22 protein-coding genes, 1 tRNA gene and 1 pseudogene are annotated in these 23,494 nt (G+C 62.1%); 6 read left to right on the forward strand and 18 right to left on the reverse strand.

From position 1 onward, the window contains the following. Nucleotides 1-32: 32 nt before the first annotated feature. Both AAAX36_RS05000 and AAAX36_RS05005 read right to left on the reverse strand, forming a co-directional pair. A complete protein-coding gene (locus AAAX36_RS05000; RefSeq protein ID WP_343007422.1) occupies nt 33-407 on the reverse strand; it encodes a VOC family protein in 375 nt (124 codons plus the stop codon). An 11-nt stretch (nt 408-418) separates the two neighbouring features. Beyond that, nucleotides 419-706, reverse strand: coding sequence for a PTS sugar transporter subunit IIB (locus tag AAAX36_RS05005; protein WP_271738213.1), 288 nt, complete (start codon nt 704-706; stop codon nt 419-421). A 163-nt stretch (nt 707-869) separates the two neighbouring features. On the opposite strand from AAAX36_RS05005, the gene AAAX36_RS05010 reads away from it, so the two are divergent. From AAAX36_RS05010 to AAAX36_RS05020, 3 genes are all read left to right on the forward strand, one after another. Further along, a complete protein-coding gene (locus tag AAAX36_RS05010) occupies nt 870-1,493 on the forward strand; it encodes a hypothetical protein (protein ID WP_349074377.1) in 624 nt (207 codons plus the stop codon). 31 nt (nt 1,494-1,524) lie between these two features. After that, a tRNA-Leu gene (locus tag AAAX36_RS05015) sits at nt 1,525-1,609 on the forward strand. Between the two features lie 259 nt (nt 1,610-1,868). Then, nucleotides 1,869-3,170, forward strand: a complete 1,302-nt coding sequence (locus AAAX36_RS05020; RefSeq protein WP_349074380.1) for an AAA family ATPase — start codon at nt 1,869-1,871, stop codon at nt 3,168-3,170. A 118-nt stretch (nt 3,171-3,288) separates the two neighbouring features. Here AAAX36_RS05020 and AAAX36_RS05025 read toward each other — a convergent pair whose 3' ends face one another. From AAAX36_RS05025 to larC, 6 genes are all read right to left on the reverse strand, one after another. Next, nucleotides 3,289-4,290 (reverse strand): hypothetical protein, encoded by a 1,002-nt coding sequence (locus AAAX36_RS05025; RefSeq protein WP_349074382.1) that lies wholly within the window; start codon nt 4,288-4,290, stop codon nt 3,289-3,291. A gap of 20 nt (nt 4,291-4,310) precedes the next feature. Further along, entirely contained in the window at nt 4,311-4,895 is a 585-nt protein-coding gene (locus AAAX36_RS05030; protein ID WP_349074385.1) for a hypothetical protein, read from the reverse strand. Between the two features lie 372 nt (nt 4,896-5,267). Next, nucleotides 5,268-6,557 (reverse strand): phosphopyruvate hydratase, encoded by a 1,290-nt coding sequence (gene eno / locus AAAX36_RS05035; RefSeq protein ID WP_349074386.1) that lies wholly within the window; start codon nt 6,555-6,557, stop codon nt 5,268-5,270. 190 nt (nt 6,558-6,747) lie between these two features. After that, nucleotides 6,748-7,608, reverse strand: coding sequence for a nucleoside triphosphate pyrophosphohydrolase (gene mazG / locus AAAX36_RS05040; protein WP_349074387.1), 861 nt, complete (start codon nt 7,606-7,608; stop codon nt 6,748-6,750). Between the two features lie 2 nt (nt 7,609-7,610). Then, complete coding sequence (gene yfcE, locus AAAX36_RS05045; protein WP_195361820.1) at nt 7,611-8,159, reverse strand: phosphodiesterase; 549 nt, start codon at nt 8,157-8,159, stop codon at nt 7,611-7,613. Between the two features lie 57 nt (nt 8,160-8,216). Then, on the reverse strand, nt 8,217-8,702 hold the full coding sequence (gene larC, locus AAAX36_RS05050; RefSeq protein WP_349074388.1) for a nickel insertion protein: 486 nt from the start codon (nt 8,700-8,702) through the stop codon (nt 8,217-8,219). A 291-nt stretch (nt 8,703-8,993) separates the two neighbouring features. On the opposite strand from larC, the gene AAAX36_RS05055 reads away from it, so the two are divergent. Next, nucleotides 8,994-9,905 carry a PHP domain-containing protein gene (locus tag AAAX36_RS05055; protein WP_349074389.1) on the forward strand — a complete coding sequence of 304 codons (912 nt, stop codon included), beginning with the start codon at nt 8,994-8,996 and terminating at the stop codon, nt 9,903-9,905. 2 nt (nt 9,906-9,907) lie between these two features. Here the strand turns inward: AAAX36_RS05055 and hisE are convergent, their stop codons facing one another. The 9 genes from hisE to hisG form a co-directional block, all read right to left on the reverse strand. Continuing rightward, nucleotides 9,908-10,225, reverse strand: coding sequence for a phosphoribosyl-ATP diphosphatase (gene hisE, locus AAAX36_RS05060; protein ID WP_006235893.1), 318 nt, complete (start codon nt 10,223-10,225; stop codon nt 9,908-9,910). Nucleotides 10,226-10,271: 46 nt separating this feature from the next. Continuing rightward, nucleotides 10,272-10,601, reverse strand: coding sequence for a phosphoribosyl-AMP cyclohydrolase (hisI, locus tag AAAX36_RS05065; RefSeq protein WP_138113407.1), 330 nt, complete (start codon nt 10,599-10,601; stop codon nt 10,272-10,274). After that, nucleotides 10,602-11,384, reverse strand: coding sequence for an imidazole glycerol phosphate synthase subunit HisF (gene hisF / locus AAAX36_RS05070; protein WP_117654877.1), 783 nt, complete (start codon nt 11,382-11,384; stop codon nt 10,602-10,604). Between the two features lie 3 nt (nt 11,385-11,387). Then, nucleotides 11,388-12,131, reverse strand: a complete 744-nt coding sequence (locus AAAX36_RS05075) for a HisA/HisF-related TIM barrel protein (RefSeq protein WP_138113409.1) — start codon at nt 12,129-12,131, stop codon at nt 11,388-11,390. Further along, complete coding sequence (locus AAAX36_RS05080; RefSeq protein ID WP_138113411.1) at nt 12,128-12,829, reverse strand: imidazole glycerol phosphate synthase subunit HisH; 702 nt, start codon at nt 12,827-12,829, stop codon at nt 12,128-12,130. Before AAAX36_RS05080 ends, AAAX36_RS05075 begins: the two co-directional genes overlap by 4 nt. 80 nt (nt 12,830-12,909) lie before the next feature. Beyond that, nucleotides 12,910-13,497, reverse strand: a complete 588-nt coding sequence (gene hisB, locus AAAX36_RS05085; RefSeq protein ID WP_349074393.1) for an imidazoleglycerol-phosphate dehydratase HisB — start codon at nt 13,495-13,497, stop codon at nt 12,910-12,912. Continuing rightward, a complete protein-coding gene (hisC, locus tag AAAX36_RS05090) occupies nt 13,498-14,613 on the reverse strand; it encodes a histidinol-phosphate transaminase (RefSeq protein ID WP_349074395.1) in 1,116 nt (371 codons plus the stop codon). A 1-nt stretch (nt 14,614) separates the two neighbouring features. Then, nucleotides 14,615-16,051 (reverse strand): histidinol dehydrogenase, encoded by a 1,437-nt coding sequence (hisD, locus tag AAAX36_RS05095; RefSeq protein ID WP_148332615.1) that lies wholly within the window; start codon nt 16,049-16,051, stop codon nt 14,615-14,617. A 105-nt stretch (nt 16,052-16,156) separates the two neighbouring features. Beyond that, nucleotides 16,157-17,872, reverse strand: coding sequence for an ATP phosphoribosyltransferase (hisG, locus tag AAAX36_RS05100; RefSeq protein WP_148332613.1), 1,716 nt, complete (start codon nt 17,870-17,872; stop codon nt 16,157-16,159). A gap of 395 nt (nt 17,873-18,267) precedes the next feature. On the opposite strand from hisG, the gene AAAX36_RS05105 reads away from it, so the two are divergent. Both AAAX36_RS05105 and AAAX36_RS05110 read left to right on the forward strand, forming a co-directional pair. Continuing rightward, entirely contained in the window at nt 18,268-20,394 is a 2,127-nt protein-coding gene (locus AAAX36_RS05105; RefSeq protein WP_148332611.1) for an MMPL family transporter, read from the forward strand. A gap of 32 nt (nt 20,395-20,426) precedes the next feature. After that, on the forward strand, nt 20,427-22,856 hold the full coding sequence (locus tag AAAX36_RS05110; RefSeq protein WP_349074398.1) for a hypothetical protein: 2,430 nt from the start codon (nt 20,427-20,429) through the stop codon (nt 22,854-22,856). A 439-nt stretch (nt 22,857-23,295) separates the two neighbouring features. Here AAAX36_RS05110 and AAAX36_RS05115 read toward each other — a convergent pair. After that, nucleotides 23,296-23,494, reverse strand: a pseudogene (locus tag AAAX36_RS05115) (SIS domain-containing protein); the annotation flags it as partial.

The following is a 23,494-nucleotide window of genomic DNA, read 5'->3' on the forward strand; positions in this document are numbered from 1 at the left end:
CCCATTTTTTGCTAACTAAAGCAGCTTGTACGCTACTCGCGGCACAGATGCACGGCGAAGCCGGCGAACTCGCGCTTAAAGTACACGAGCTTGGTGCTACCGTCGGGCAGCAGCGCGCGCGACTCTTCGTTGACCTCGAGCCCGCGCTCGGCAAACCACTTCTCGGCCGCATCAATGTCGTTGACGGCAAAGCCGATGTGGCCCTTGGTGCCACGACCATTCTGCTTCATGACCTCGACCAGCGAATCGTTAAAGTACGAAACCGGGGTCTCGATAACGGGCAGACCCATCATCGTCGAGAACAGCTCCGCGATCTCCAAGGCGTCTGCCGGGTTGGCGGCGTTAATGCCCACATGGGCAACGCGCATACCAAAGAGCTCGACCGGATTGGCGTTCTGCTCACTCATACAGTCAGCGCCTACTGAGCCATGACGTCGAGGACGGCCTTCTCGGCGGCGACGCGGTTCATGCCGGTCATGAAGGGCACACCGCTCACGTACGGGCAGGTGAGGCCCTCGGGGGCAACGGTGGTGGCGATCAGCAGGTCGGCGCCCTCGTCGCAAACGTCCTTGGCCTCGGAGATGGCGCACTGCACGATCTCGTACTTGTCGGCGTAACCGTTGGCGTCGAGCAGGGTAGCGACCTTCTGGGCAACGAGCGTGGAAGTAGCAGCGCCAGCACCGCAAGCCAAAACGATCTTCTTCATAGGTAATGTCTCCCTTCGTGGTTTACTTTAGGTAAGTGTACCGCAGCGAGCGATGGCACTCAGCCTCGATGAGCTTTTATGCCAGTTTGCTTGCGCGCTGCGTATAATACATCTAGTACGTGTTGTCATACCGCTCGCTTTATGAGCGACTAAGGACCCTAATATGCCCGATTCCCGCACCCTCTGGACCGCCGTCGTCATTATTTGTATCGCCATATCGGTGTTCTTTAGCGTAAAAAAACGCACCACGTTTAAGCGCCTGCAACAGCTTATGGCTGCCAAGCAGTGGGACGAGTTCGATCGTTTGCTCGATGGCAAACTCACCAGCATGCTGTACCCGCGCTACAACCGCGACTACCTGCGCCTGAACTCCTATCTGCTGCGCGAGGACCACAAGCGCGCCGACGAGATGTTCGATTTGCTGCTGGGACTCAATCTGCCCAAGATGCAGCGCGTCGACCTGGTGATTAAGGCCTTTAACTACTACGTTGGCCAGGAGGACCGCAAAAAATCCAAGGAGCTCCTGCACGAGATCAAGGGCTTTGAGGGCGGTCAGGCCGAGGCAGTCGCACACGAATGCCAGCTGATGTACGACACGATGATCTTGAAGCGCCACAACGACATTCCCGAGCTGGAGCGCATGCTCAAGGAGGCCGGTGACGACAAGGTCAAGAGCTGCCGCCTGGAATACCTGCTGGCCCTGCAGTACCAAAACAAGGGCGACGAAGCCAAGTTCCAGGAGTTCCTGGAGAAGTCGGGCCAACACTCGATGGCCGTCAACGCGTAACGGACGGCTTGTGCTAGACTTCTAGTCTCACGGGGGCGTGGCGGAATTGGCATACGCAGGAGACTTAAAATCTCTCGCCGCAAGGATTGTGGGTTCGAGTCCCACCGCCCCTACCATATGATTGCTTGCGAGCCCGTGTTCCCCAGGGATGCGGGCTCGTTTCTTTTGGACGCCGTCAACTGCAGAGCAGCTCATTTGGGACGGGGCTTTTTTGACTACTTTTTCCGCCCACCCAATGAGTTTCCTACCACATTTTCCGATGGAAAAACGTGGTTGTCTCGCACATTTTCCGATGGGAAAACGTGGTTGTCTCGCACATTTTCCGATGGAAACACCCAAATGGCCTTATACTAACCGAGAGGGTTGGGAGGCAATATGCAGCGACAGCTTATGAGTGAACTTATCGCTTGGAAATCAAGGGCGAATCGCAAACCTCTCTTGCTTAAGGGAGCCCGCCAGACAGGAAAGACTTGGCTTCTTAACGAATTCGCAAGCCAGCAGTATCGAAACGTCATTCGTTTTGACTTTATGCTCGAGCCGAGCACACGCTCGCTGTTCGATGGGAACCTCGACCCCAAGCGCATCATCTCCCAGATAGAACTCCTACGTGGCCAAACCGTAACGCCGGAAGACACGCTCATCATCTTCGACGAGATCCAAGAAGCGCCACGCGGGATCACCTCGCTCAAGTACTTCAACGAGCTTGCGCCCGAATACCACATCGTAGCAGCCGGTTCCTATATGGGCCTCGCGCTCCGACGCGAAAACGAGTCATTTCCCGTCGGCAAAATCGACCAGCTCACCATGCGTCCCATGGGGTTTGCTGAGTTCGTTCGTGCCGTCGACGGCAACCCGCTCGCCGACGCCATCCTTGCCGCAGACATGAACCTTCTAGCAAACGTTACCGAAAAGCTCGAGCACTTGCTCAAGGAATACCTTGTTGTCGGCGGTATGCCCGAAGTTGCCTCCACTTTCGCCGAGACACGCGACTTCATCGAAGCCCGAAGGCTTCAACAGCAAATCATCGAGGCTTACGAATCCGATTTTGGCAAACATGCACCCGCCCGCATCGTCGAGCGCATGAGGTTGGTTTGGAAATCCCTTCCCGGCCAGCTTGCAAAGGAGAACAAGAAGTTTGTCTATGGCGCCCTTCGTCCCGGAGCGCGCGCACGCGATTTCGAGGAAAGCCTCCAGTGGCTCACGGACTACGGAATCGTTCATAAGGTGCCACGTGTCTCCGCTCTAAAGGCGCCGCTCTCGAGCTATGAAGACCTCTCGGGCTTCAAACTGTTCTGCATCGACACCGGCATCCTCGGAGCGCTCTCCGGTCTCTCTCCGGCCATCGTTCTTAACGGATCCGCTGTTTTTACCGAGTTCAAAGGTTCGCTGACCGAACAATACGTCGCGCAGGAGCTTTTGCTCCAGGACAAAACTCCCGCGTATTGGTCCTCTACCTCCGGCAATGCCGAAACCGACTTTGCCATCGACCATGCGGGAACCGTGCTTCCGCTTGAGGTCAAGGCGGCAGAGAACCTTAAAGCGAAGAGTCTGAAAATAGCCTGCGAAAAATTCAAACTCGAGCGTTGCGTGAGGAGCTCCCTGGCGGCATATAGAGACGAGGGCATGCTCATCAATATTCCGCTTTGGGAGATTGGGCAGATCGACAAGCTGGCATAGGCGCTGTGGGGACGCCCCGCAAGGACTGTCCCCAGGTGCCGGCTGTTGAGTTGCGGTGGAATAGGGACTGTTTGGTGCCCGAAAGGGCGATTGTAGTCCGTATTTCACCGCAACTTATTTAGAGGGCGCTGAGGCTGGGGGTCCAGGCGATGGTGGGAGTCGCGCCGTCGAGAACCTCGTTGATGGTGGCGACCATGCCAGCGAGTAGGCTGTTCTCGCTTACGGTGAGCGCATCGTAGCCACCGGCGCGCATGAGCTCGCGAATCACCACGGCACCTGCCAGGATCACGCCCGCGCGCTTGGGTTGCACGCCTGGCAACGCGGCAATGCTCTCCACGTCCAGCGTGAACATGCGCTCGATAGCGGCAGAAATCTGTTCCATCGAAAGCTCGCGCAGGTGCACAAAGCTCGAGTCGTACGGCTCCAGCTCGTGGACCAGCGCCACGAGTGTGGTGACGGTACCGCCCACCGCGACCAAGCGCTCGGCGCGCTCAAAATCGCTCGGCAGGCTCTCAAAGTAAGCCTCGAACTGCTCGCCCGCCCAGTTGGCAGCGGCAGCAAGCTCGCCGTCCGCAGGCGGCAGCGCCGAGAAAAACCGCTCGGTCACGCGGCGACAACCGATGTCCAGCGAGCGCGTTCCCTCCAGTGCAAAGACGCCGCGCTCCGGCGCATAGACGCCCGTCGCGAGCTCCGTGGATCCGCCACCCGAATCGGCAACAATGATGCGCTCGCCGGCAAAGTCGTGCGCCACGCCAAAAAACGTCAGGCGTGCCTCGACCTCGCCCGGAATCACCTGTGGCTCAAGCCCCAGATCGCGCAGGCCGTCCAGCAGCAGCGCGGCATTGGACGCATCGCGCGCGGCGCTCGTGCACGTGGTGCAGATGCACGCGGCCCCAAAGGCACGCGCCTCATCCACAAACATGCGACACGCAGCGAGCACGCGCTCGACCGCCGCCTCGCAAAAGCGGCCCGTCGCGTCCACGCCCTCGCCCAGGTCTGTAATCTCGGTATGCTTGGACGATTCCACGATCGCCCCGCCCTCGACCTGCGCCAGCACCAGTCGCGACGACACCGTTCCCAGGTCGATCGCTGCCACCTTATATCGTTTGCAATCTGCCATTGCGGGTTCCCCTCCGGGCGCTATTTGCCGTTGGACACGACCGTCTGGCCCTCGACACCGTTAAACCCAAACAGCATGTCGAGCGCCTGGATGTACCACGGGGCGTCCTTACCGACGTCTTCGATTTCCTTGGCAACTTCGCTGGCCTTCTTGGCGTTCGACGACTTCTTGCTCGAAGACGAATCCGAATCGTCGTCCAGGCCCTGCACTTCAATTCTCTTCTCGCCGGGCATCACCAGGCCCAAGTCCTCGGATGCCGCGTCCTTGATACCCTCCTCCGAGAGCAGCTTGTCGACGCTTTTTTGCAGCTCATCATTGTATTGCTGACGAATCTCGACCTGCTTGGCCAAGATATCGCTCGAGCGCTTTGCCACGTACAGATCGCGCACGGGGAAATACAGGCTCACGAGCACCAGGGCAACGACAATGCCGATGAATAGCCCCCGCTGAGGACCGTGGGTAAAGTCGTAAATCGCCTTGACCGCTGCGTTGTCGTTGGCGTAGTGCATAAAGTCCGAGCCGGAAAGACGACTTGAGGGACGGCGCGGCTTGTCGGACGCCTGGGTCGAAGGGCACGACGCATGCTTGGAACGCGATGGGCGCACCGGACTATCCGAGGAACTATTTGGCTGAGCATTGGGATGCGAAGTCGCCGGCGAACTATACCTGGAGCGATCAGCGCCAGCATAACCAGACCCGCCAAGCTGCACCGAATGCGCACGGCGAGGTGACGGTTCGCGCGAACCGGCGGAATAGTACCTGTTGTCGTAAATCTGATCCATGTGCGCCTTGTGCGGTTGAGGTTTGTTTGCGCTAAGTCCTTTAGTTATAGCACGAGCGCCCGCACCACCTTCGTCAGCCTTTACTCGACATAAAAAAGGCGCTGAGCCGTATGGCCCAGCGCCCAATGGTGCTCAACAGTACCCGGCGGGGACGAGGCAAATCCGAGTCAACCCCGCCCCCCGAGCACCACTTGTTTAGCGAATGTTGTAGAACGCGGCCTTGCCGGCGTAGCGCGCGCTGCCCTCGAGCTCGTCCTCGATACGGATGAGCTGGTTGTACTTGGCGATACGGTCGCTGCGGCACGGGGCGCCCGACTTAATCTGGCCGGCGTTGACGCCCACGACCAGGTCGGCGATCGTGGAGTCCTCGGTCTCGCCAGAACGGTGGCTCACGATGCAAGCGTAGCCGGCCTCCTTGGCGGTTTCGATGGCCTCGAGCGACTCGGTGAGCGTGCCAATCTGGTTGACCTTGACCAGGATCGCGTTGGCTGCGCCCAGCTCGATACCCTTCTTGAGGCGCTCGGTGTTGGTGACGAACAGGTCGTCGCCCACCAGCTGCACCTTGTTGCCGATGCGACGGGTGAGCTCAACCCAGCCGTCCCAATCCTCCTCGGCCATGCCATCCTCGATGGAGATGATGGGATAGGCGTCGACGAGCTTCTCCCAGTAATCAACCATCTGGGCGCTCGTGTACTCCACGCCCTCGCCCTTGAGCTCGTACATACCGGTCTCGGCGTTGTAGAACTCGGTGGACGCCGGGTCCATGGCGTACATGAAGTCGACGCCGGGCTTAAAGCCAGCCTTCTCGACGGCCTTGGTAATGTACTCGAACGGCTCGGCATTGGTCTTGAGGTTGGGCGCAAAGCCGCCCTCGTCGCCCACGCCGCCGCCCAGGCCGGCCTCGTGCAGCACGCCCTTGAGAGTGTGATAGACCTCGGCGCACCAGCGCAGGCCCTCGGCAAAGCTCGGGGCGCCCACGGGCATAATCATGAACTCCTGGAAGTCGACGTTGTTGTCGGCATGCACGCCGCCGTTGAGGATGTTCATCATGGGCGTGGGCAGCAGGTGGGCGTTGACGCCGCCCAGGTACTGGTACAGCGACAGGCCCGCCGACTCGGCAGCGGCGCGGGCAACGGCCAGCGATACGCCCAGAATAGCGTTGGCGCCGAGCTTGGTCTTATTGGGCGTACCATCGGTGGCAATCAGTGCGGCGTCAATGGCACGCTGATCGAAGGCATCGAGGCCCACGACGGCGTTAGCGCACTCGTTGTTGACATGCTCGACGGCCTGAGAGACGCCCTTGCCCAGGTAGCGGCCTTTGTCGCCATCGCGCAGCTCGCAGGCCTCAAAGGCGCCGGTCGAAGCGCCCGAAGGCACCATCGCGCGACCGAAGCTGCCGTCCTCGAGCACGACCTCGACCTCGACGGTGGGGTTGCCGCGGCTGTCGAGCACCTCGCGACCGTAGACGTCCAAAATATCGCTCATGTTGTCTCCCTCTCACTTGGAAACGGGTTGAATGCTTGGCGACCGGCCGACCGTGCACCGTCGGTGTGCCTCCGTAAGTTAGCCATGTCGCACTTTTTGCATTATGCCCTAAGTTAGCCGAGGGATACACTTGTTTTTCGAAAAATTTAGCGGGAACGATGAGGCCTGTCAGCCCGTCGTCCCCGCAGTCTTACTCCTCCGCCTTTGCGGCATCCCACAGGTCATTGAGACCGTGGGTCGAAAGCTCAGCCAGATCCACATGGGCGTTGGCCGCCATCTGCTCCATCGCGGCCCAGCGACGGCGGAACTTGGCCGTACTCGCGCGCAGAGCGCTCTCGGCGTCGATTCCCTCCTTGCGCGCAACGTTGACCAGGGCAAAGAGCAGGTCGCCAAACTCCATCTCGCGCTCGGGCGAGCCGGGAGCCTCGGCCTCAAACTCGGCACGCTCCTCGGCAACCTCGTCCCACACATCCTGGACTGTCTCCCACTCAAAGCCCACGGCAGCCGCCTTGCGCGACACCTTCTGGGCCTGCATCAGCGCCGGCAGATGTGTGGGCACGCCGTCAAGCAGGCCCTCGGGCGCAGCCTCGCCTGCCGCCACGGCCTTGTCCTTGGCAGCCTTCTCGGCAAGCTTGACCTCGTCCCAAATCTTGAGCACCTCGTCGGAGTTATCGGCATCCACATCGCCAAACACGTGCGGATGACGGCGAATGAGCTTGGCGTCGATATCGCGCGCCACGTCGGCCAGCGTAAACTCGCCGGCGTCGGCAGCAATCTGCGCATGCAGCACGACCTGCATGAGCACGTCGCCCAGCTCCTCGCGTAGGTGAACCGCGTCGTCCGCCTCGATGCAGTCGAGCGCTTCGTAGGCCTCCTCGATCATGTTCTTGCCAATGCTGCGGTGCGTCTGCTCACGGTCCCACGGGCAGCCATCGGGCTGACGCAGACGCCAGACGGTCTGCACCAGATGCTGCAGCTCGGCCGACGCGTCGACCAGCGTGGACAGATCGCGCGAGCCCTCGGCATTTTGCTGAGCCATGTGCTGCGCCATGGCTACTCCTCCTCCATGACCACGTGGCGGAACGCGCCGCCCTCGTAGATGCCGTAGCTGTGCGAGCCGTCCTTGGGGATGCTCACGCTACCGGGGTTGAAGAGCCACAGGCCCGGGTGCGCGGCGCTTTCCTCGTTGACCTTGATGTGCGTATGGCCGTAGACGAGCGCGGAGCCCCCGGGCAACGCGGGCGCGTGGTCGACGCTGTTGTGCATGCCGGCGCCAAAGACATGGCCGTGCGTCAGGAACAGCTCGCGGCCGGTCTCGTCGAACAGCGTGGCGTAGTCGGCCATGACGGGGAAGTCGAGCACCATCTGGTCGACCTCGGCGTCGCAGTTGCCGCGCACCGCGATGATGCGGTCGGCCAGGGCGTTGAGCAGCGGAATCACGCGCTTGGGAGCGTAGTCGCGCGGCAGGTCGTTACGCGGGCCGTGGTAGAGCAGGTCGCCCAGCAGCACAATGCGATCGGGCTGCTCGGACTCGATGGCGGCGCAGAGGCGCTCGGCCCAGTATGCCGAGCCGTGGATGTCGGAGGCGATGAGGTATTTCATGAGGGATCCTTTCGGGGTGGGGCTGATGGGGCTGGGCGTGGCGTGCCACCGGCCGCGTTACTCAAATCGCAGCGCCGCGGCTTGTGCCGTATGCATCACGCGCTGGAGCGGTACGTTATGCTCGCGGGCGAGACGGGCGCAGTCCTCGTACTCGGGCGCTGCACGCTCGCTGCCGTCGGGCAGAGTCGCCACCTTAACGGATACCTCGCCCCAAGGCGTTGTTACGCGCTCAAAGCGGCGTGGCAGGCAAACGCGCTCCATAACTTGACGGCGGATGCCATTGGTCGTGGTTTCCAAAAAGATAATCGTCTGCAGGCGCTCGATATCCTCGTGGGTACAGATTACCTGCAGCTGCCAGCCGGGGCGGCCTTTCTTGCAATAGAGGGGCAGCCAATGCACCTCGCGCGCACCGGCCTCGCGCAGGCGGTCGGCGGCGTAGGCGAGCACCTCAGGCGACGCGTCGTCGATGTCGCACTCCAGCTTGACGATGGTCTCGGGCGCATCGGTCTCGCGGGACAGCGGAGATTTGCTATCGCATGGCATACGGTCCGGCTCCTTTCCGCACGGGCTCGTTTTGTTCATCCAAACGCTAGCACATCGGACGTGGCACAGGCGTGACTTTCGTCCGTCGCCGCCCTCGCTCCTAACCAAACGTGTACATCAGCCTCCAAACATGTCATTTTTTGTCGGTTTTGGAGGCTGACGTACATGTTTTGAGAGCAAGCGAGGTCGCACCGCGCACCCTTTCCAGTCGATTTCGGCACCCCGCGCGCACGACGCGCCGAGGCTGCGCCATTACAATGGAGCGGATTCGCCAAATGCAAAGGAGTCGCCATGCCCGCATGCCCGCTGGTCGATTGCCATACCCACACCTCGTTCTCGGACGGGCACGCCTCGTTTGAGGACAACGTCCGCGCCGCTGCTGCGGCAGGCTGCCGTGTCATGGTCTCAACCGACCACCTTACCCTGCCTGCCAGCATGGATTCCAATTGCGAGGTGCAGGTTGTCGAGGGCGACCTGCCGGCACATCGTCTGGCTTTTGAGGACGCCCGCAAGCTTGCCGCGCAGATCGCGCCGGAGCTCACCTTTATCTACGGTTTTGAATGCGATTGGTACAAGGGCTGCGAGCCCTTGGTAGAGCGCTGGTCCCAGGGCGCCGTGGTACGCTTGGGCAGCGTGCACTGGATTGGCGACCCCGGCGATATTGCGGCAGGCGCTGCGGGCACGACGGGGACAGAAGACGTCGCTCGTCCCGATACGCCCGATTCGTGCTGCGGTTGGATCGACGATGACACCAACCTGCACGTTTGGGAAAACCTGGGCGTGCGCGGCGTGTGGGAGCGCTACGTCGACGACTGGTGCCGTGCTTGCGAAAGTTCACTCAACTTTGATGTGATGGCCCACCCCGACCTGGTCATGCGCTTTTCGAAGGAAGGGTTTGCGCCCGACTTTGACCCCGCGCCGTTCTGGGGGCAGATGGCAGAATGCGCACACGACACGAATCGGCGCGTTGAGGTCTCGACTGCCGCGCCGCGCAAGGGACTCGACGACTACTACCCCGCGACCGGCCTCTTGCGCTGCTTTGCCCATGCCGAGGTACCCATCACCTTTGGCTCGGACGCGCACCGCGCCTGCGATATCTGCTGGAATATCCGCGAGGTCCAGGACCACGCCTACGACTGCGGTTATCGAACCTTCGACATCCCCCACGCTACCGGAGAATGGGAGTCCACGCCCCTCGCCTAAAACTAGTGGCGGCGAGCGTTGAGTTCGCCGGCCAGTTCGTCGAGGGTGATGCCGTAGCGTTCGAGCGTTACGAGCAGGTGGTAGACCAGGTCGCCGGCCTCGTAGCGGATGTGGTCGTGATCGTTATCCTTGCAGGCCATGATCACCTCGCTCGCCTCCTCGGCAAGCTTCTTGAGCAGCTCGTCCTCGACGTCGGTCAACAGACGAGCGGTGTAGCTCTCCTGTGGCGACGCATCGCGACGACCGTGAATCACCTCGGCCAGCCCCGTCAGCGTCTCGCCGATATTTCCATCCTGAACATTTGCGGTGCGCACACCCATAGTTCAATCCTTTCCGTTTTACCGAGCGCCCAACAGGACGCCCGCCTTAGGCGAGTTTCTTAAAGAAGCAGGTACGGTTGCCGGTGTGGCAAGCCGGGCCCGGCGAGTCAACCTTGACCAGCAGCGTATCGCTATCGCAGTCGGCCCAGAGTTCCTTGACCTCCTGCATATTGCCGCTCGTCGCGCCCTTGTTCCAGAGCTCCTGGCGGCTGCGACTCCAAAACCATGTGGTACCGGTCTTGAGCGTCAGCCCCACCGACTCCTCGTTCATCCAAGCAACCATAAGCACCTCGCTGGTGTCATACTGCTGAACCACACAAGGAATCAGCCCGCAGGCGTCGTATTTGAGCTCGGACGCAGTTGTCACTTGCTCCATTTAAAAATCCAATCTCACGGGGATGCCTTGACTGGCCATATACTCCTTCACCTGGCGAATGCTGAAGGTTCCAAAGTGAAAGACGCTCGCCGCCAGCACGGCGTCGGCTTCGCCCTCGATCACACCCTCGGCAAAATGCTCGAGCGTGCCCACGCCACCACTCGCGATGACGGGGATTGGCACCGCGCGCGCCACGGCACGGGTGAGTGCCAGGTCAAAGCCGGCCTTGGTGCCGTCGCGATCCATGCTGGTCAGCAGGATCTCGCCGGCGCCGCGACGAGCCGCTTCCTCGGCCCACGCCACCGCGTCGATACCCGTAGCGTTGCGGCCGCCCGCCGTAAAGACCTCCCACTTATCGGCGCCCGGCTCCCCGGGCAGCCCCACGCGCTTGGCATCGATCGCCACGACCACGGCCTGGCTGCCAAACGCCGCGGCAGCCTGGCTAATCAGCGACGGGTCGCGCACGGCCGCCGAGTTGAGCGACACCTTGTCGGCACCGGCGGCAACCATGGTGCGCATGCCCGCAAGATCGCGAAAGCCGCCGCCCACGGTATAGGGAATAGCCAGCTCCTCGGCCGCATGCGCCGCCATCTCGATAGTCGTCGCGCGGTTGTCACTCGTGGCGGTAATATCCAGGAAGACGACCTCGTCCGCACCCTCGCGATCGTAGGCACGCGCTAGCTCCACCGGGTCGCCCGCATCGCGCAAGCTCACAAAGTTGACGCCCTTGACCACGCGGCCGTCCTTAACATCCAGACAGGGAATTACGCGTTTGGTAAGCATGGGCTACTCCTCCCCTCGGGCGGCGGCCAGCGCCTGGGCCAGCGTAAAGTTGCCCTCGTAGAGCGCACGACCGGTAATGGCGCCCTCGATGGCATCCTCGCCCACCGCGGCAAGCGCGCGGATATCGTCGAGTGTCGAGATACCGCCCGAAGCCACAACGGGAAAGCCCGCGACCTCGGCCACATGGCGATATGCCGCCACGTCGATGCCCGTCTGCATGCCATCGCGCGCGATATCGGTATAGACCAAGTGTTTAAAGCCCAGCTCGGTGAGCTGCGCCACGGCGTCGTCGAGTGCCACGCCCGCGCCGTCACGCCAGCCGTTCACCTTGACCTGACCGTCGCGCGCGGCGATGTCTGCCACCAACAGCTCGCTAAAGCCGCGAGCCACCACCTCGGCAAATCCCGGCTCGGTCACGAGCACCGTGCCGAGTGCGATGCGACGCGCGCCGTAGCCGGCCAGCTCGTCGATCCGCGCGAGCGAGCGGACGCCGCCGCCCACGTCCACGGACAGACCGTCGACGCTGCAGATGGCCTTAATCGCTGCCGAGTTGGCAGCGCACGCGTCCTCGTCCTCGCCAAAGGCAGCGGACAGGTCGACGACGTGCACCCAGCTCGCACCCTGCTCGGCAAAGGAGCCGGCAACGGCCACGGGGTCGTCGGAATATACCTTGCAGCGGCTCCGGTCGCCGCGCTCCAGGCGCACGACCTTGCCGCCGATCAAATCGATTGCGGGAAACAGAATCATCGGCCGGCCCCCTCGACGATGCTCACGAAGTTCTTAAGAATGCGCTGACCCAGCGCAGAGGATTTCTCGGGATGGAACTGGCAGCCCCACACGTTGCCGTGGCGCACGATGCACGGGAAGCTCCGCGTGTAGTGCGTGCGTGCCAGAACATCGGCGGCATCGGCATCGTCGGCCACCGCATAGCTGTGGGTGAAGTACATATTGGCGCCCTCGGCAAAACCGGCGAGCAGCGGATCGGCCGCACCGGCAGGCGTCATGTGCACCTGGTCCCACCCCACGTGCGGCACCTTCAGGCGGCTCGACTCCAGACGCGCGCACGAACCGCGCATAATACCCAGGCCATCGACCCAGGGGCCACCGGCCTGCTCGGGGGTGTTGCCGTCGGCAACTGCGCCCTCGTCCGCAGGCACGCCCTCGTTGCCGCGCTCAAAAAATAATTGAAGGCCCAGGCAGATGCCGAGCAGCGGAGTTCCAGCGGCAACGGCGTCGAGCACGGCCGCCTCCTCGCCGCTCTGGCGCATAAAGGCGATCGCGTCATAGAACGCGCCCACGCCCGGGATGACCAGGCCGTCGGCGTTGCGAATCTGCTCCGGGTCGTCCGATGTGCAGGCGGCGGCACCGGCGCGCGCAAGCCCGCGCACGACGCTCGACAAGTTGCCCTTGTGGTAGTCGACCACCACGATCTTCGGTTCGCCCACGCGACCCTCCCTTTTCCCATCATCCAAAACCACCACAAAGGGGACAGGCACCTTCGTGGTGGTTTTTACCCTTGTGGCGGTTACAGTGAACCCTTGGTGCTGGGGATGCCCTGCACGCGAGGGTCCAGCTCACAGGCTTGGCGCATCGTGCGGCCCACGGCCTTAAAGGCGGCCTCGATAATGTGATGCGAGTTGCCGCCCGCCAGTTCGCGCACGTGCAGTGTGAGCTTGGCATCGCGTGCAAAGGCATAAAAGAACTCGACGGCCAGCTCGGTATCGAACGTGCCCACGCGCTCGGTCGGCACGGGCAGCTCGCAATAAGCCTGGCCACGGCCCGAGATGTCCACGGCAGCCATCACGAGCGTCTCGTCCATGGCGATCGCCGCATCGGAAAAGCGCGTGATGCCCGCCTTGTCGCCCAGCGCCTGGCAAAACGCCTCGCCCAGCACAATGCCCGTGTCCTCGACGGTGTGGTGTGCGTCGACCTCCACATCGCCCACCGCATGCACCGTCAGATCAAACAGGCCATGGCGGCCAAAAGCATTGAGCATGTGGTCGAAAAACGGTACGCCGGTCGAGATATCGCACACGCCGCATCCGTCCAGGTCGAGCTTGACGACAATGTCGGTCTCCCCCGTCTTGCGGGTCACCTCGGCATAACGGCCCATCTACATCTCCTCCTTCACCAGCGCGGCAAACGCAGCCAGCACCTCGTCGTTTTCCTGTGGGGTACCCACGGTGATGCGCAGGCAGTCCGCGAGCCCCGGTGCATAGCTAAAGTCGCGCACCAAAATCGAATACTCGTCGCGCAGGCGCTCACGCACGCGCGTGGCATGCGGCGTGCGTACGAGCACAAAGTTCGCCGCGCTCGGCCATACCTCCACGGGCAGGCCTTCGGCAGCCATCGAGCGCAGGGCGCACAGCTCGCGCTCGCGCTCGGTTGCGACCTGCGCCACCACGGGCGCGTACGCATCGCGGGCACGCACGCAGGCAAGCGCGGCGGCCTGGCTCAGCACATTGACCGAATAGATCTGGCGAATCGCCGCGAACACGTCGATGACTTCCGGCGCCGCGATCACGTAACCCAGACGCGTACCGGCAGCGCCAAACGCCTTGGACAGCGTATGCAGAATCACCAGGTTGGGATGCTCGGCGATAAGGCCTTGCGCCGTGGTGGCCGCGCCAAACGAATCGTCGGCGAACTCAACGTAGGCCTCGTCGACCATTACCATGCCGGGGCACGCATCGCAAAGCGCCGCGACAAAGTCGAGCGGCGCCACGTCGCCCGTGGGATTGTTGGGCGAGGTCACGATTGCCAGGTTGCACTCGGGCGCCGCCGCAAGCACGGCTGTCTGATCGAGCTCAAAGGTCGCGGGGTCGCGCCACACGTCGCGCACCTCGGTCTGGCAGAGCGACGCAAAGAACGCGTACTCGCTAAAGCACGGCGGGCAGTTGAGCAGGGTCCGCCCCGCACCGCCAAACGCCAGCAGATAGTTATAGAGCAGCTCGTCGCCGCCGTTGCCCACGCAGATGTTCTCGCGCGTCACGCCATGCCAGGCAGCAAGCTCGTCGCGCAGGTCGTTAGACATGGGATCGGGATAGCGGTTGAGCGGTGCGGCAGCCAAGGCCGCATCAACCGCCTCGCGCACGCCGGCCGGCACGGGATAGGTGTTCTCGTTGGCCGAAAGATTGATGCGCGTGGGCGTAAAGTTGGGATCGTAGGGCTCGATGCCGGTCAAGTAGGGCTGGACGAGCTCCTTCATGCGGGGCGTCAGCTCGGCCATATTAGGCCTCCTCGCCGGTCGCGCCAGCGGCACCGCCCGCAGCCGCCGCCAGGTCCACGCCCTCAGCAACCGTCGCCACGGCGTCGCCCGGCCAGGCGACCTTGGTCAGGTCGGCCGCAGCCAGTGACTCGGCACTCACGGCATCCTCGCCCTGCTCCAGCACGCGACGACGCAGGGCAGCAGAAAGCGCGTGCGCCCACAGGCCCTCGGCCTCGGCTAGACGCTGTGTGGCGGGAGCGTCAGAGAGCAGGCCCTCGGGCGTATAGCAAATGACGCTCGAGCGCTTAACGAACTCTTCGACCGAAAGCGGGTTGGAGAACATGGCCGTGCCGCCGGTTGGCAGCGTGTGGTTGGGACCGGCAACATAATCGCCGAGCGGCTCGGAGCTCCAAGCGCCCACAAAGATGGCGCCGGCGTTGCGAATGCCGCCGAGCAGGCCCATCGCGTCCTTGCAGTGCAGCTCCAAGTGCTCGGGCGCCACGGTATTCACCGCCTCGACGGCGGCAGCCATGTCGGCGGCCACCACGATGGTGCCCTCATTGTCGAGCGAAGCACGCGTGATCTCGGCACGCGGCGACTGCGCCACCAGGATATCGATGCCTGCCTCGACCTCGCGCGCAAACTGCTCGTCGCAGGTCACCAGATAGCAGGCTGCCAGCGGATCGTGCTCGGCCTGGGCCATCAGGTCGGCCGCGACCACCATGGGCTTGGCCGTGGCATCGGCCAGCACGCAGACTTCGGAGGGGCCAGCGACCATGTCGATACCCACGTCGCCCGAGACAATCTGCTTGGCCGCAGCGACAAAGGCGTTGCCCGGGCCGGTGATCTTGTCGACGCGCGGAATAGTCTCGGTGCCGTACGCCAGCGCGGCCACGGCCTGAGCGCCACCCACCATATAGATCTCGTCCACGCCGCCGAGCTTTGCCGCGGCGAGCGTATACGGGCTGATCAGGCCATCTTTCTGCGGCGGGGTCACCATGACCACGCGCTTGACGCCGGCAACCTTGGCGGGAATGGCATTCATGAGCACCGTGGAGGGATACTGCGCGCGACCGCCCGGCACGTAGATGCCGGCCGCCGCGAGCGGGGTCACCTTAACGCCGAGCATCGTGCCGTCCGCACGCGTGGTAAACCAGCTCTGCTCGACCTCGCGCTGGTGGAACTCACGAATCTGGCGTGCAGCCTTTTCGAGCGCCGCGGCAAAAGCGGGATCGAGGCCTTCGAGCGCGGCATCGATCTGCTCTTGCGGCAGACGGAAGCTCTGCAGCTCGACACCGTCAAAACGCTGGCAGTAATCGCGCACCGCGGCATCGCCGTTGGCACGCACGTTGGCCACGATATCGCGGGCGGCGTCGACGATGTTTTGCGGCAGCACGCCCTTGCGGTTGAGCTGGTTGGTAACGAGGCGCTCACCGGGAGCAAGCTTGATGGTCTTCATATCGGTATCCCCTATCGGTCGAGGTTGTGTTCGAAAAACGAGCGACTGGGCAGCGGCACCAGTCGGCCCGCAGCCCGTACGTTGGGGCGCCCGTGCGCGCTCGCGCTATTGTGCCGAGCCCGCGACGGGCTCAAAATGCTTGTCCTTCACGGCAGCCGCCAAGCGATCTGCCAGATTGCGTACGCGCGGATCCAGACGTGCGGCGCCCGGATTGACAAAGAAGCGGGCCGTGCAGTCCATGATGCGGCCGGTGATGACCAGGTCGTTATCGCGCAGCGTGGCGCCCGTGGCGGCAATATCCACGATGCGATCGGTCATGCCGACGATGGGGCCCAGCTCGATGTTGCCGTGCAGTGAGACGATATCGGCGTTCACGCCGCGCTCGGCATACCAGGCACTCGCGATGCGCGGATACTTGGTGGCCACGCGAAGCGACCCGCGGCGGGCATAGTTGCGCTCGGCCTGGCCGGCGCGCCACGCGGGCTCTGCCTCGATAAACGTGCACAGGCCGTAGCCCAGATCGACCAGCTGCAGCAAGTTGAGGTCTGCCTCGATGAGCGAGTCCCAGCCACAGATGCCGCAATCGGCACCACCACAGCCCACAAAAGCGGGCGCGTCGCTGGGACGCACGATGACAAACTCGATATCGCCGACCGTGCCCTCGCCGGCACGCGTGTCGCGACCGCGCACAATCAGGTGACGGCCGGGGTCGCGCAGCTCAGAGACGTCCAGGCCCGCGGCCTCGAGCACGTCGAGCGTGTCGGCCTTAAGCGAGCCCTTGGGCACGGCGATGCGTAGCGGGCCTTCGGCGCCGCGGCCCACGGCGTGGTCACCATCGGAGGCGGCGTCCTCGGCAGAGGTGCACGCGGCCTCCAGACGCTCGAGCGAAAAGGCGAAGCCCGCCGCCGGCACCTCGATGCCGTCGCCGAACGCGCCGGTAAAGATAGAGTCGTAGCGACCGCCCGAGCCCACCGGATCGGGCAGGCCACCGGCATAGGCCTTAAAGACCAGGCCCGTGTAGTAATCGAAAGAGTTCATGATGGAGAAGTCGAACGACAGCACCTGGGCGTCCTCGGGAGCCAGACCATCAACCAGGGCACGGAGTTCGCGCGTCAGCGGCGCGACAATACCGGCAGCCGCCAGCAGCGCATCCACGCGATCGAGCACTTCGGCCCCACCATGCAGGCGCGGCAGTTCGCTGACGGCGGCCTTAACGGCATCGGTCTCGGCGCTTGCCGCCACGCGGGCATCGAGGCCCACAAAGTCGTTGGCGTGCACGCAGCGCAGAGCCTCGGCAGCCAGCTCGCGATCCTCGCACGCCGCGAGCAGCTCCTTAAACGGGCGCACGCTACCTGCGATAATGCGCGCATCGGGCAGCGCCAACTTGCGAACGGCCTCGGCCACCAGCGAGACGATCTCGACATCGCCCGCGGTATCGCCCGCGCCGATGAGCTCAAAACCCAGCTGGGTAAATTGACGCGAACCGCCGGCATTGCGCTGGCATTCGCGAACCACCGGCGCCTCATAGCGCAGGCGCAGCGGCAAGTCGGCCGCGCGCATGCGGGTCGAGACCAAACGCACGATCGGCAACGTATTGTCGGGACGAACCACCAACAAGCGGCCGTCATCGTCAAAAAGCTTAAACGGCGTGTCCGCGATACGGCCGCCCTCCTCGAGCGAGCCCTTGTCCTCGAGCAGCGGCGTCTCAACCGGCAGATAATGATGCTCCCTAAAGCAGCCCTTCACCGTCAGCGCGATCTCCTCGCGCGCCTGAGCCTCCTCGGGCAATATGTCCCGGAATCCCCACGGTGTGGCCGTCATCTGGTGAGCCTCCTCATGCTGTGTTGCATACAGAACAAACGACCGGCATAGCTCCGCCGGTCTTTTGGGTACTTTAGCATACTAGAGTGCTTGCGGGGAAAATCCTTGTCCGCAGCTCACACCGTATTCATTTGGAAACATAGGGGCAGACGCTCAGCTAAATCTGACGATTATCTAGGCCAACCAGAAACCATATCCCGTTTTTCGTCTAAAAACTGGGATGCAGTTTCCGCTGAGGACCTTTTCCGAACTGCTTCTGCAGCGGCTGTTTTGGCTCCGGGACCGCGTCAATCGCATATCTTTATGGCGCCTTTATCCTACACATGTTGTATAACTACCAAATGTGGAATATAACAAAGAGCAAAACATAGGCTGAGCGTTATGGAGGATTGAGGTTGAAAGAGAAGCTATTTCGATGGGTCGTGAAGCACCGCAAACCCATCATCGCGTTCTATGCGGTGGCAGCACTGGTATGCCTGTTCCTGCGCCAGTTTGTAGGCGTTAACTACGACATTACGAGCTATCTGCCCGACGAAGCGGCGTCGACCGTCGCTCTGAATACCATGGGTGATGAGTTTGAGGGTGACATTCCCAACTGTCGCGTTATGGTGCCCAATGTCTCGATCGCTCAGGCGCTCAAATACAAGGACAAAATCAAAAAGGTCGACGGCGTCGAGGAGGTCCTATGGCTTGACGACGCGGCAGATATCGATCAGCCGCTTGCCACGCAAGACAAAGACACCGTTGAGACCTATTACAAAAAGAACAACGCCCTGTTTACGGTGACGGTTAATTCCGAAAAGGAGATCGAGGCAACCGACGCTATTCGAGATATCGTGGGCGACGAGGGCGCCATTACGGGCTCGGCCATGTCTAACGCGCTCGCCACCACATCGACCGAGCAGCAGATCAGCATTATCACGGTCGCTGTCATAGCGATTATCTTCGTGATTCTGGTCATCACGACTACCAGCTGGGCCGAACCCATCCTGGTGCTGCTGGGCCTGGGCGTCTCGGTGTTTATCAACTGGGGCACCAACCTCATCTTTGGCGAGATTAGCTTTGTCACCAACTCTGCGGGCTCCATTTTGCAGGTTGCCATCGCGCTGGACTTCTCGGTCTTTTTGCTGCACCGCTTTAACGAGGAGCGTGGCCGCCACGGCAGCGTTGCCGAAGACATGGTGCAGTCGTGCTGCCTGTCCTCGGTCGCCGTGTTTTCGAGCGGTTGCACGGTCTGCATCGGCTTTATCGCGCTTGCCGCCATGCAGTTTAAGATCGGCCCCGACCTTGGTCTTGCCCTTGCAAAGGGTATCGCCATCAGCCTGGTATCGGTCTTTACCTTTGTTCCTTCGATGTTCGTTCAGTTCGATGGCTTTGTGCAAAAATCGCAGCACAGGCCCTTTGTCCCGCCGCTGGGTAAGTTCGCCCGTCTGGTGCTCAAGGTCTGTATCCCCGCTGCCGTCGTGATCCTCGCCGTGGTTTACCCTGCGCGTGTGGCATCGACCTCCAGCGATATCACGTACTACTACGGCACTTCGCACATTTTTGGTTCGGATACGCGGCTTGGTCAGGATATGGACAAGGTCAAGGAGGTCTTTGGCAACTCCGATACCTACGTTGTGCTCGTTCCCCGTGGAGAGGTGAGCGAGGAGCAGGCACTCTCCAATGAGCTCAAGGCGCTCCCCGAGGTCAAGTCCATCCAGAGCTATGTTGACGTTGCGAGTCCCTATATCCCCACGGGCATGGCCGAAAAGGACACGCTCGATCTGGTGGAGGGAGAGCACTACAGCCGTTTGGTGCTCACGGTTACCGCGCCCTACGAGGGTCCGAGTACATTTAAGCTGGTCAAGAAGATTCGTTGTATCGCGGACAAACATTATCCGGGTAAGGCAATGCTCGCCGGCGAGGGCGTGAGCACCACCGACCTTAAGGACACCATCACCGTCGATAAGGGCAAGGTCGACCTCATCGCCGTCGTGGCCGTGTTCGCGGTCTTGCTGCTGGCCACCAAGTCGCTGAGCCTGCCGATCATCTTGGTGCTCGTGATTGAGACCTCGATCTGGGTCAACTTTGCTGCACCGCTCTACACCGGTATGCACGAGTTCTTCCTCGCCTACTTAATTGTGAGCTCCATCCAGCTGGGCGTTGCCGTCGACTACGGCATCCTGATTGCTGACCGCTATCGTGAGGACCGCGTGACCATGCATAAGCGCGAAGCGCTACTCGAGACCATGGAAGCTTGCACGATTCCTGTTTTGACCTCTGGATCGGTTCTGCTAATCAGTGGCTTCCTGATCCATGCGATCTCGAGCCACGGCGTGCTCAAGCAGATCGGCTGGTTCCTGGGCGTCGGCGTGAGCATCTCCCTAGTCGCCGTACTCTTTGCGCTGCCGGGTTTCCTGTATGTGCTCGATGGCCTCATCGGCAAGACCACGCTCAAAGCTCATTTTTTGCCCAAGGATGCCCAGGATCCGGTTTCGGATACCACCGAGGCATCGGCTGCGGACGGCTCCGCTCAGTAACGTTTTACAAAGCAGTTGGAAGGAATACCGCAATGCATACCCATACCACTGATACCGCTTCGAAAGAGCTCAAAGCCCAACGCGATCTTGTACGTCGTCCCCATAAGCGCATCGCTGCGCTCGCTCTTGCCGCCGGTCTGACCGTGGCCCTTACCGTTCCCGGTGCCGTTGTGTTCGCCGACGGCGTAGGGTCGACGAGCGCTGCCTCGGCTACGAGTGAACAGATGGCGACGGACTCCGATAACAGCACGCCGGGATATAAGAAAAACCAGGTCGTATACGTCAAAACCGATGCCGACGGCAATCGCACGGGTGTTTACGTGGTCAATAGCTTCGAGGCCAATAAGGGCGTCAAGATCGACGATGCCGGCACCTATAACAAAGTGACCAACCTATCGACGACTCAAAAACTAACGGACGACAGCGGGTCGGTTGCCGTTACGGGCCAGGGAGTGCAGGACTTTGTCTACCAGGGCGATCTGGACAAGAACACTCAGATGCCGTGGAACGTCACCGTGGCATACCAGCTCGATGGCCGCGATATCGACGCCAAGGATTTGGCGGGCAAGAGCGGCAAGCTCACCATGAAGCTCAAGGTCGAAAAGAATGACGACTATACCGGTGGCGATTATGCCGATAACTACCTGGTTCAGATTACCGGTCAGCTTAAGGATGCCGAGGCACACGATATTGAGGCTGAGGGCGCCACGGTTGCTGCCAACGGCTCCAACACGCAGCTTACCTACATGGTGATTCCCGGCAGCACCGGAGACTACACCATTACGACCGATGTTGAGGATTTTGAGTTTGATGGCTGGCAGATTGTCGGCGTGCCGCTGAATCTTGCCATCGATGTGGACTCGAGCAGCATGGATACGAGCCAGCTCGTGGAGCTCTCCAACGGTATTGCTACGGCCAATAGCGGTGCTGGCCAGGTTGCCGACGGTGTCAAGACGCTCGCGGCCTCGCTTGCCACGGCCAATACCGGTGCCGGCACGCTGTCCAGTGGCGCCGCTGCGCTCGCGGCGGGTACGAGTCAGCTCAACGCGCAGGTCCCCACGCTGGTCGAAGGCGTGAGCAACCTTAATGCCGGTGCCGAGGGGGTTAATGCCGGTGCCGTGCAGCTTAAGGGCGGTGCGTCCGATCTTTCGGCGGGCCTTTCCAAGCTGCAGGGGAGCGCACAGCAGATCTCGGGCGGCATAAGTGGAATTGCCGCTGGGTCCGATACGTACGTCGACGCGCTGACGCTGGGCAAGCAGGCTCAGGAGGCAAACCTTGCCAAGGCGCAGGCTGCGGCCAAGGCGGCCCAGGACGCCGTGACCGCTACGTCGGGCAACGCCTACAGCGCGCTGTACGGGCCGCAGGGTCTTACGGCGGCGCTCAGCGGCGAGGGGCAGTACCTTGCCGGTGCACAGCAGGCGCTCGGCGGGGCAAAGCAGGCCGCGAGCGCCATGGGCAACGATGCGGCAAAGGCTAACGCCGAGAGCGCAAAGGCTGGCGCCGAGAGCACCGTTGCATCTATTGCCGCTGCCAAGGCGGCGGTCGCCGATGCTCAGGACGCGCTGGATAACGCGGCCGATCTCGACTCCGCCAAGGCTGCGGCAGCCAAGCTAAGCGAGGCTACGGCACAGCTGGATGCCGCCACCGCAAGTGCCGGCAGTGCTGCTACCAGCGCGGGTGCCGCCGCCACGGCGGCATCGAGCGCCGATGCGACGGGTCTTACCGCGCTTCTCGATTCTGCATCCAATGCCGTTGCGGGCGCGCAGGGTCTTAACACGCAGGTGTCGCAGGGCCTTAAGGGTGCCGAGTCCATGTTTGGCACGCTTACCGATCAGGTTACGACTTTGGCCCAGGCGGCCGGCGCCCAGGGCGGCGCCCAGGGTGCCGTCACCGCGCTCGATAGCGCCATTCAGGGCTACACCACTGTCCAGGATGGCCAACAGCTGAGTCTGGCCGGAGCCATCGCCTATATGAACAGCGCGATCAACCCGGCAAACCCCACGGCCGTGAACCCCGGTCTTGTCGCCGGTGTTGGCTCTGCAGCAACGGGCGCGGGTCAGCTGAGCGATGGCGCCGCGGCTCTTGCCGCGGGCACCGACCAGCTTGCTGCGGGCACACAGCAGCTCAACGGTGCCACGCCCGCGCTTGCCAACGGCGCATCACAGCTCAACAACGGTGCGGCGCAGCTCAAGACAGGTGCTGCTAGCCTTGCTAGCGGCATGAATCTTCTCTCCTCGGGTGCAGGTACGCTTGTCAGCGGCGCATCCGAGCTCGGCAACGGCATGCAGGAGCTTACCGACCGAACGAGCAATCTCGATACTCAGGTCATCGACACCGTTAAGGACAAGATCGAGGAAATGCTCAACCCCGGCTTTACGCCGACGGACTTTGTCAACGGCGAGCAGGGCGGACATATAAATCGCGTGCAGTTTATCTATATGACGGGCGCGATCAGCAAGTAGGCAGCCGCGCCCTTGTGGCGATTGGCATCGATAGCAAGTTATGAGGGGAGGGGCCGTCGGGCATTGTCTCGGCAGCCCCTCTTTGCTGTCAGCGGCCACTTCGCGTCTTTGCAGAAGCTGTACCGCAAGATTTGTGTTTGGAAGGAGACGCGCTTTCTGCAAGGGGCGGAGCGCGGAAAGCATGTCCCGGATTTGATGCTCGGAACGGGATGAGCTTTCCGGATCGGACCCCAAGCGGAAAGCGCGTCCCGTTTCGGGGCTTCAGAATGGGACGCATCCGGAAACCGCATCCCACTCTGAGCCGAAATTCCGGGATGAGATTTCCGCCGAGGACACCCTGCGCCGACGGCAACGCAAAAAGGGCGCCCGCGCGAATGCGGACGCCCTTGTGTAGGGTCGAGATATCAACCAGCCAAGATATCGGCCCTGCGGCCAGCTCTTAGTAGTCGAACTGGTGGTAGTAGCGGCGGTACTTGAGGTTGTGCTTGGTGACCAGCTCGTAGTTGCGCGAGAGGCGGTCGGTGGTCAGCACGGACAGGATCCACGGCGACACGATGACGCGGAAGTCGTCGTCCAGGCCCGGGATCGCGTACTCGGCGGTGTCGATGATGACGTAGTCCTCGTCGCCGGTCACGCCG

The sequence above is a fragment of the Collinsella sp. CLA-ER-H10 genome (assembly GCF_040092475.1).
GTDB lineage: Bacteria > Actinomycetota > Coriobacteriia > Coriobacteriales > Coriobacteriaceae > Collinsella.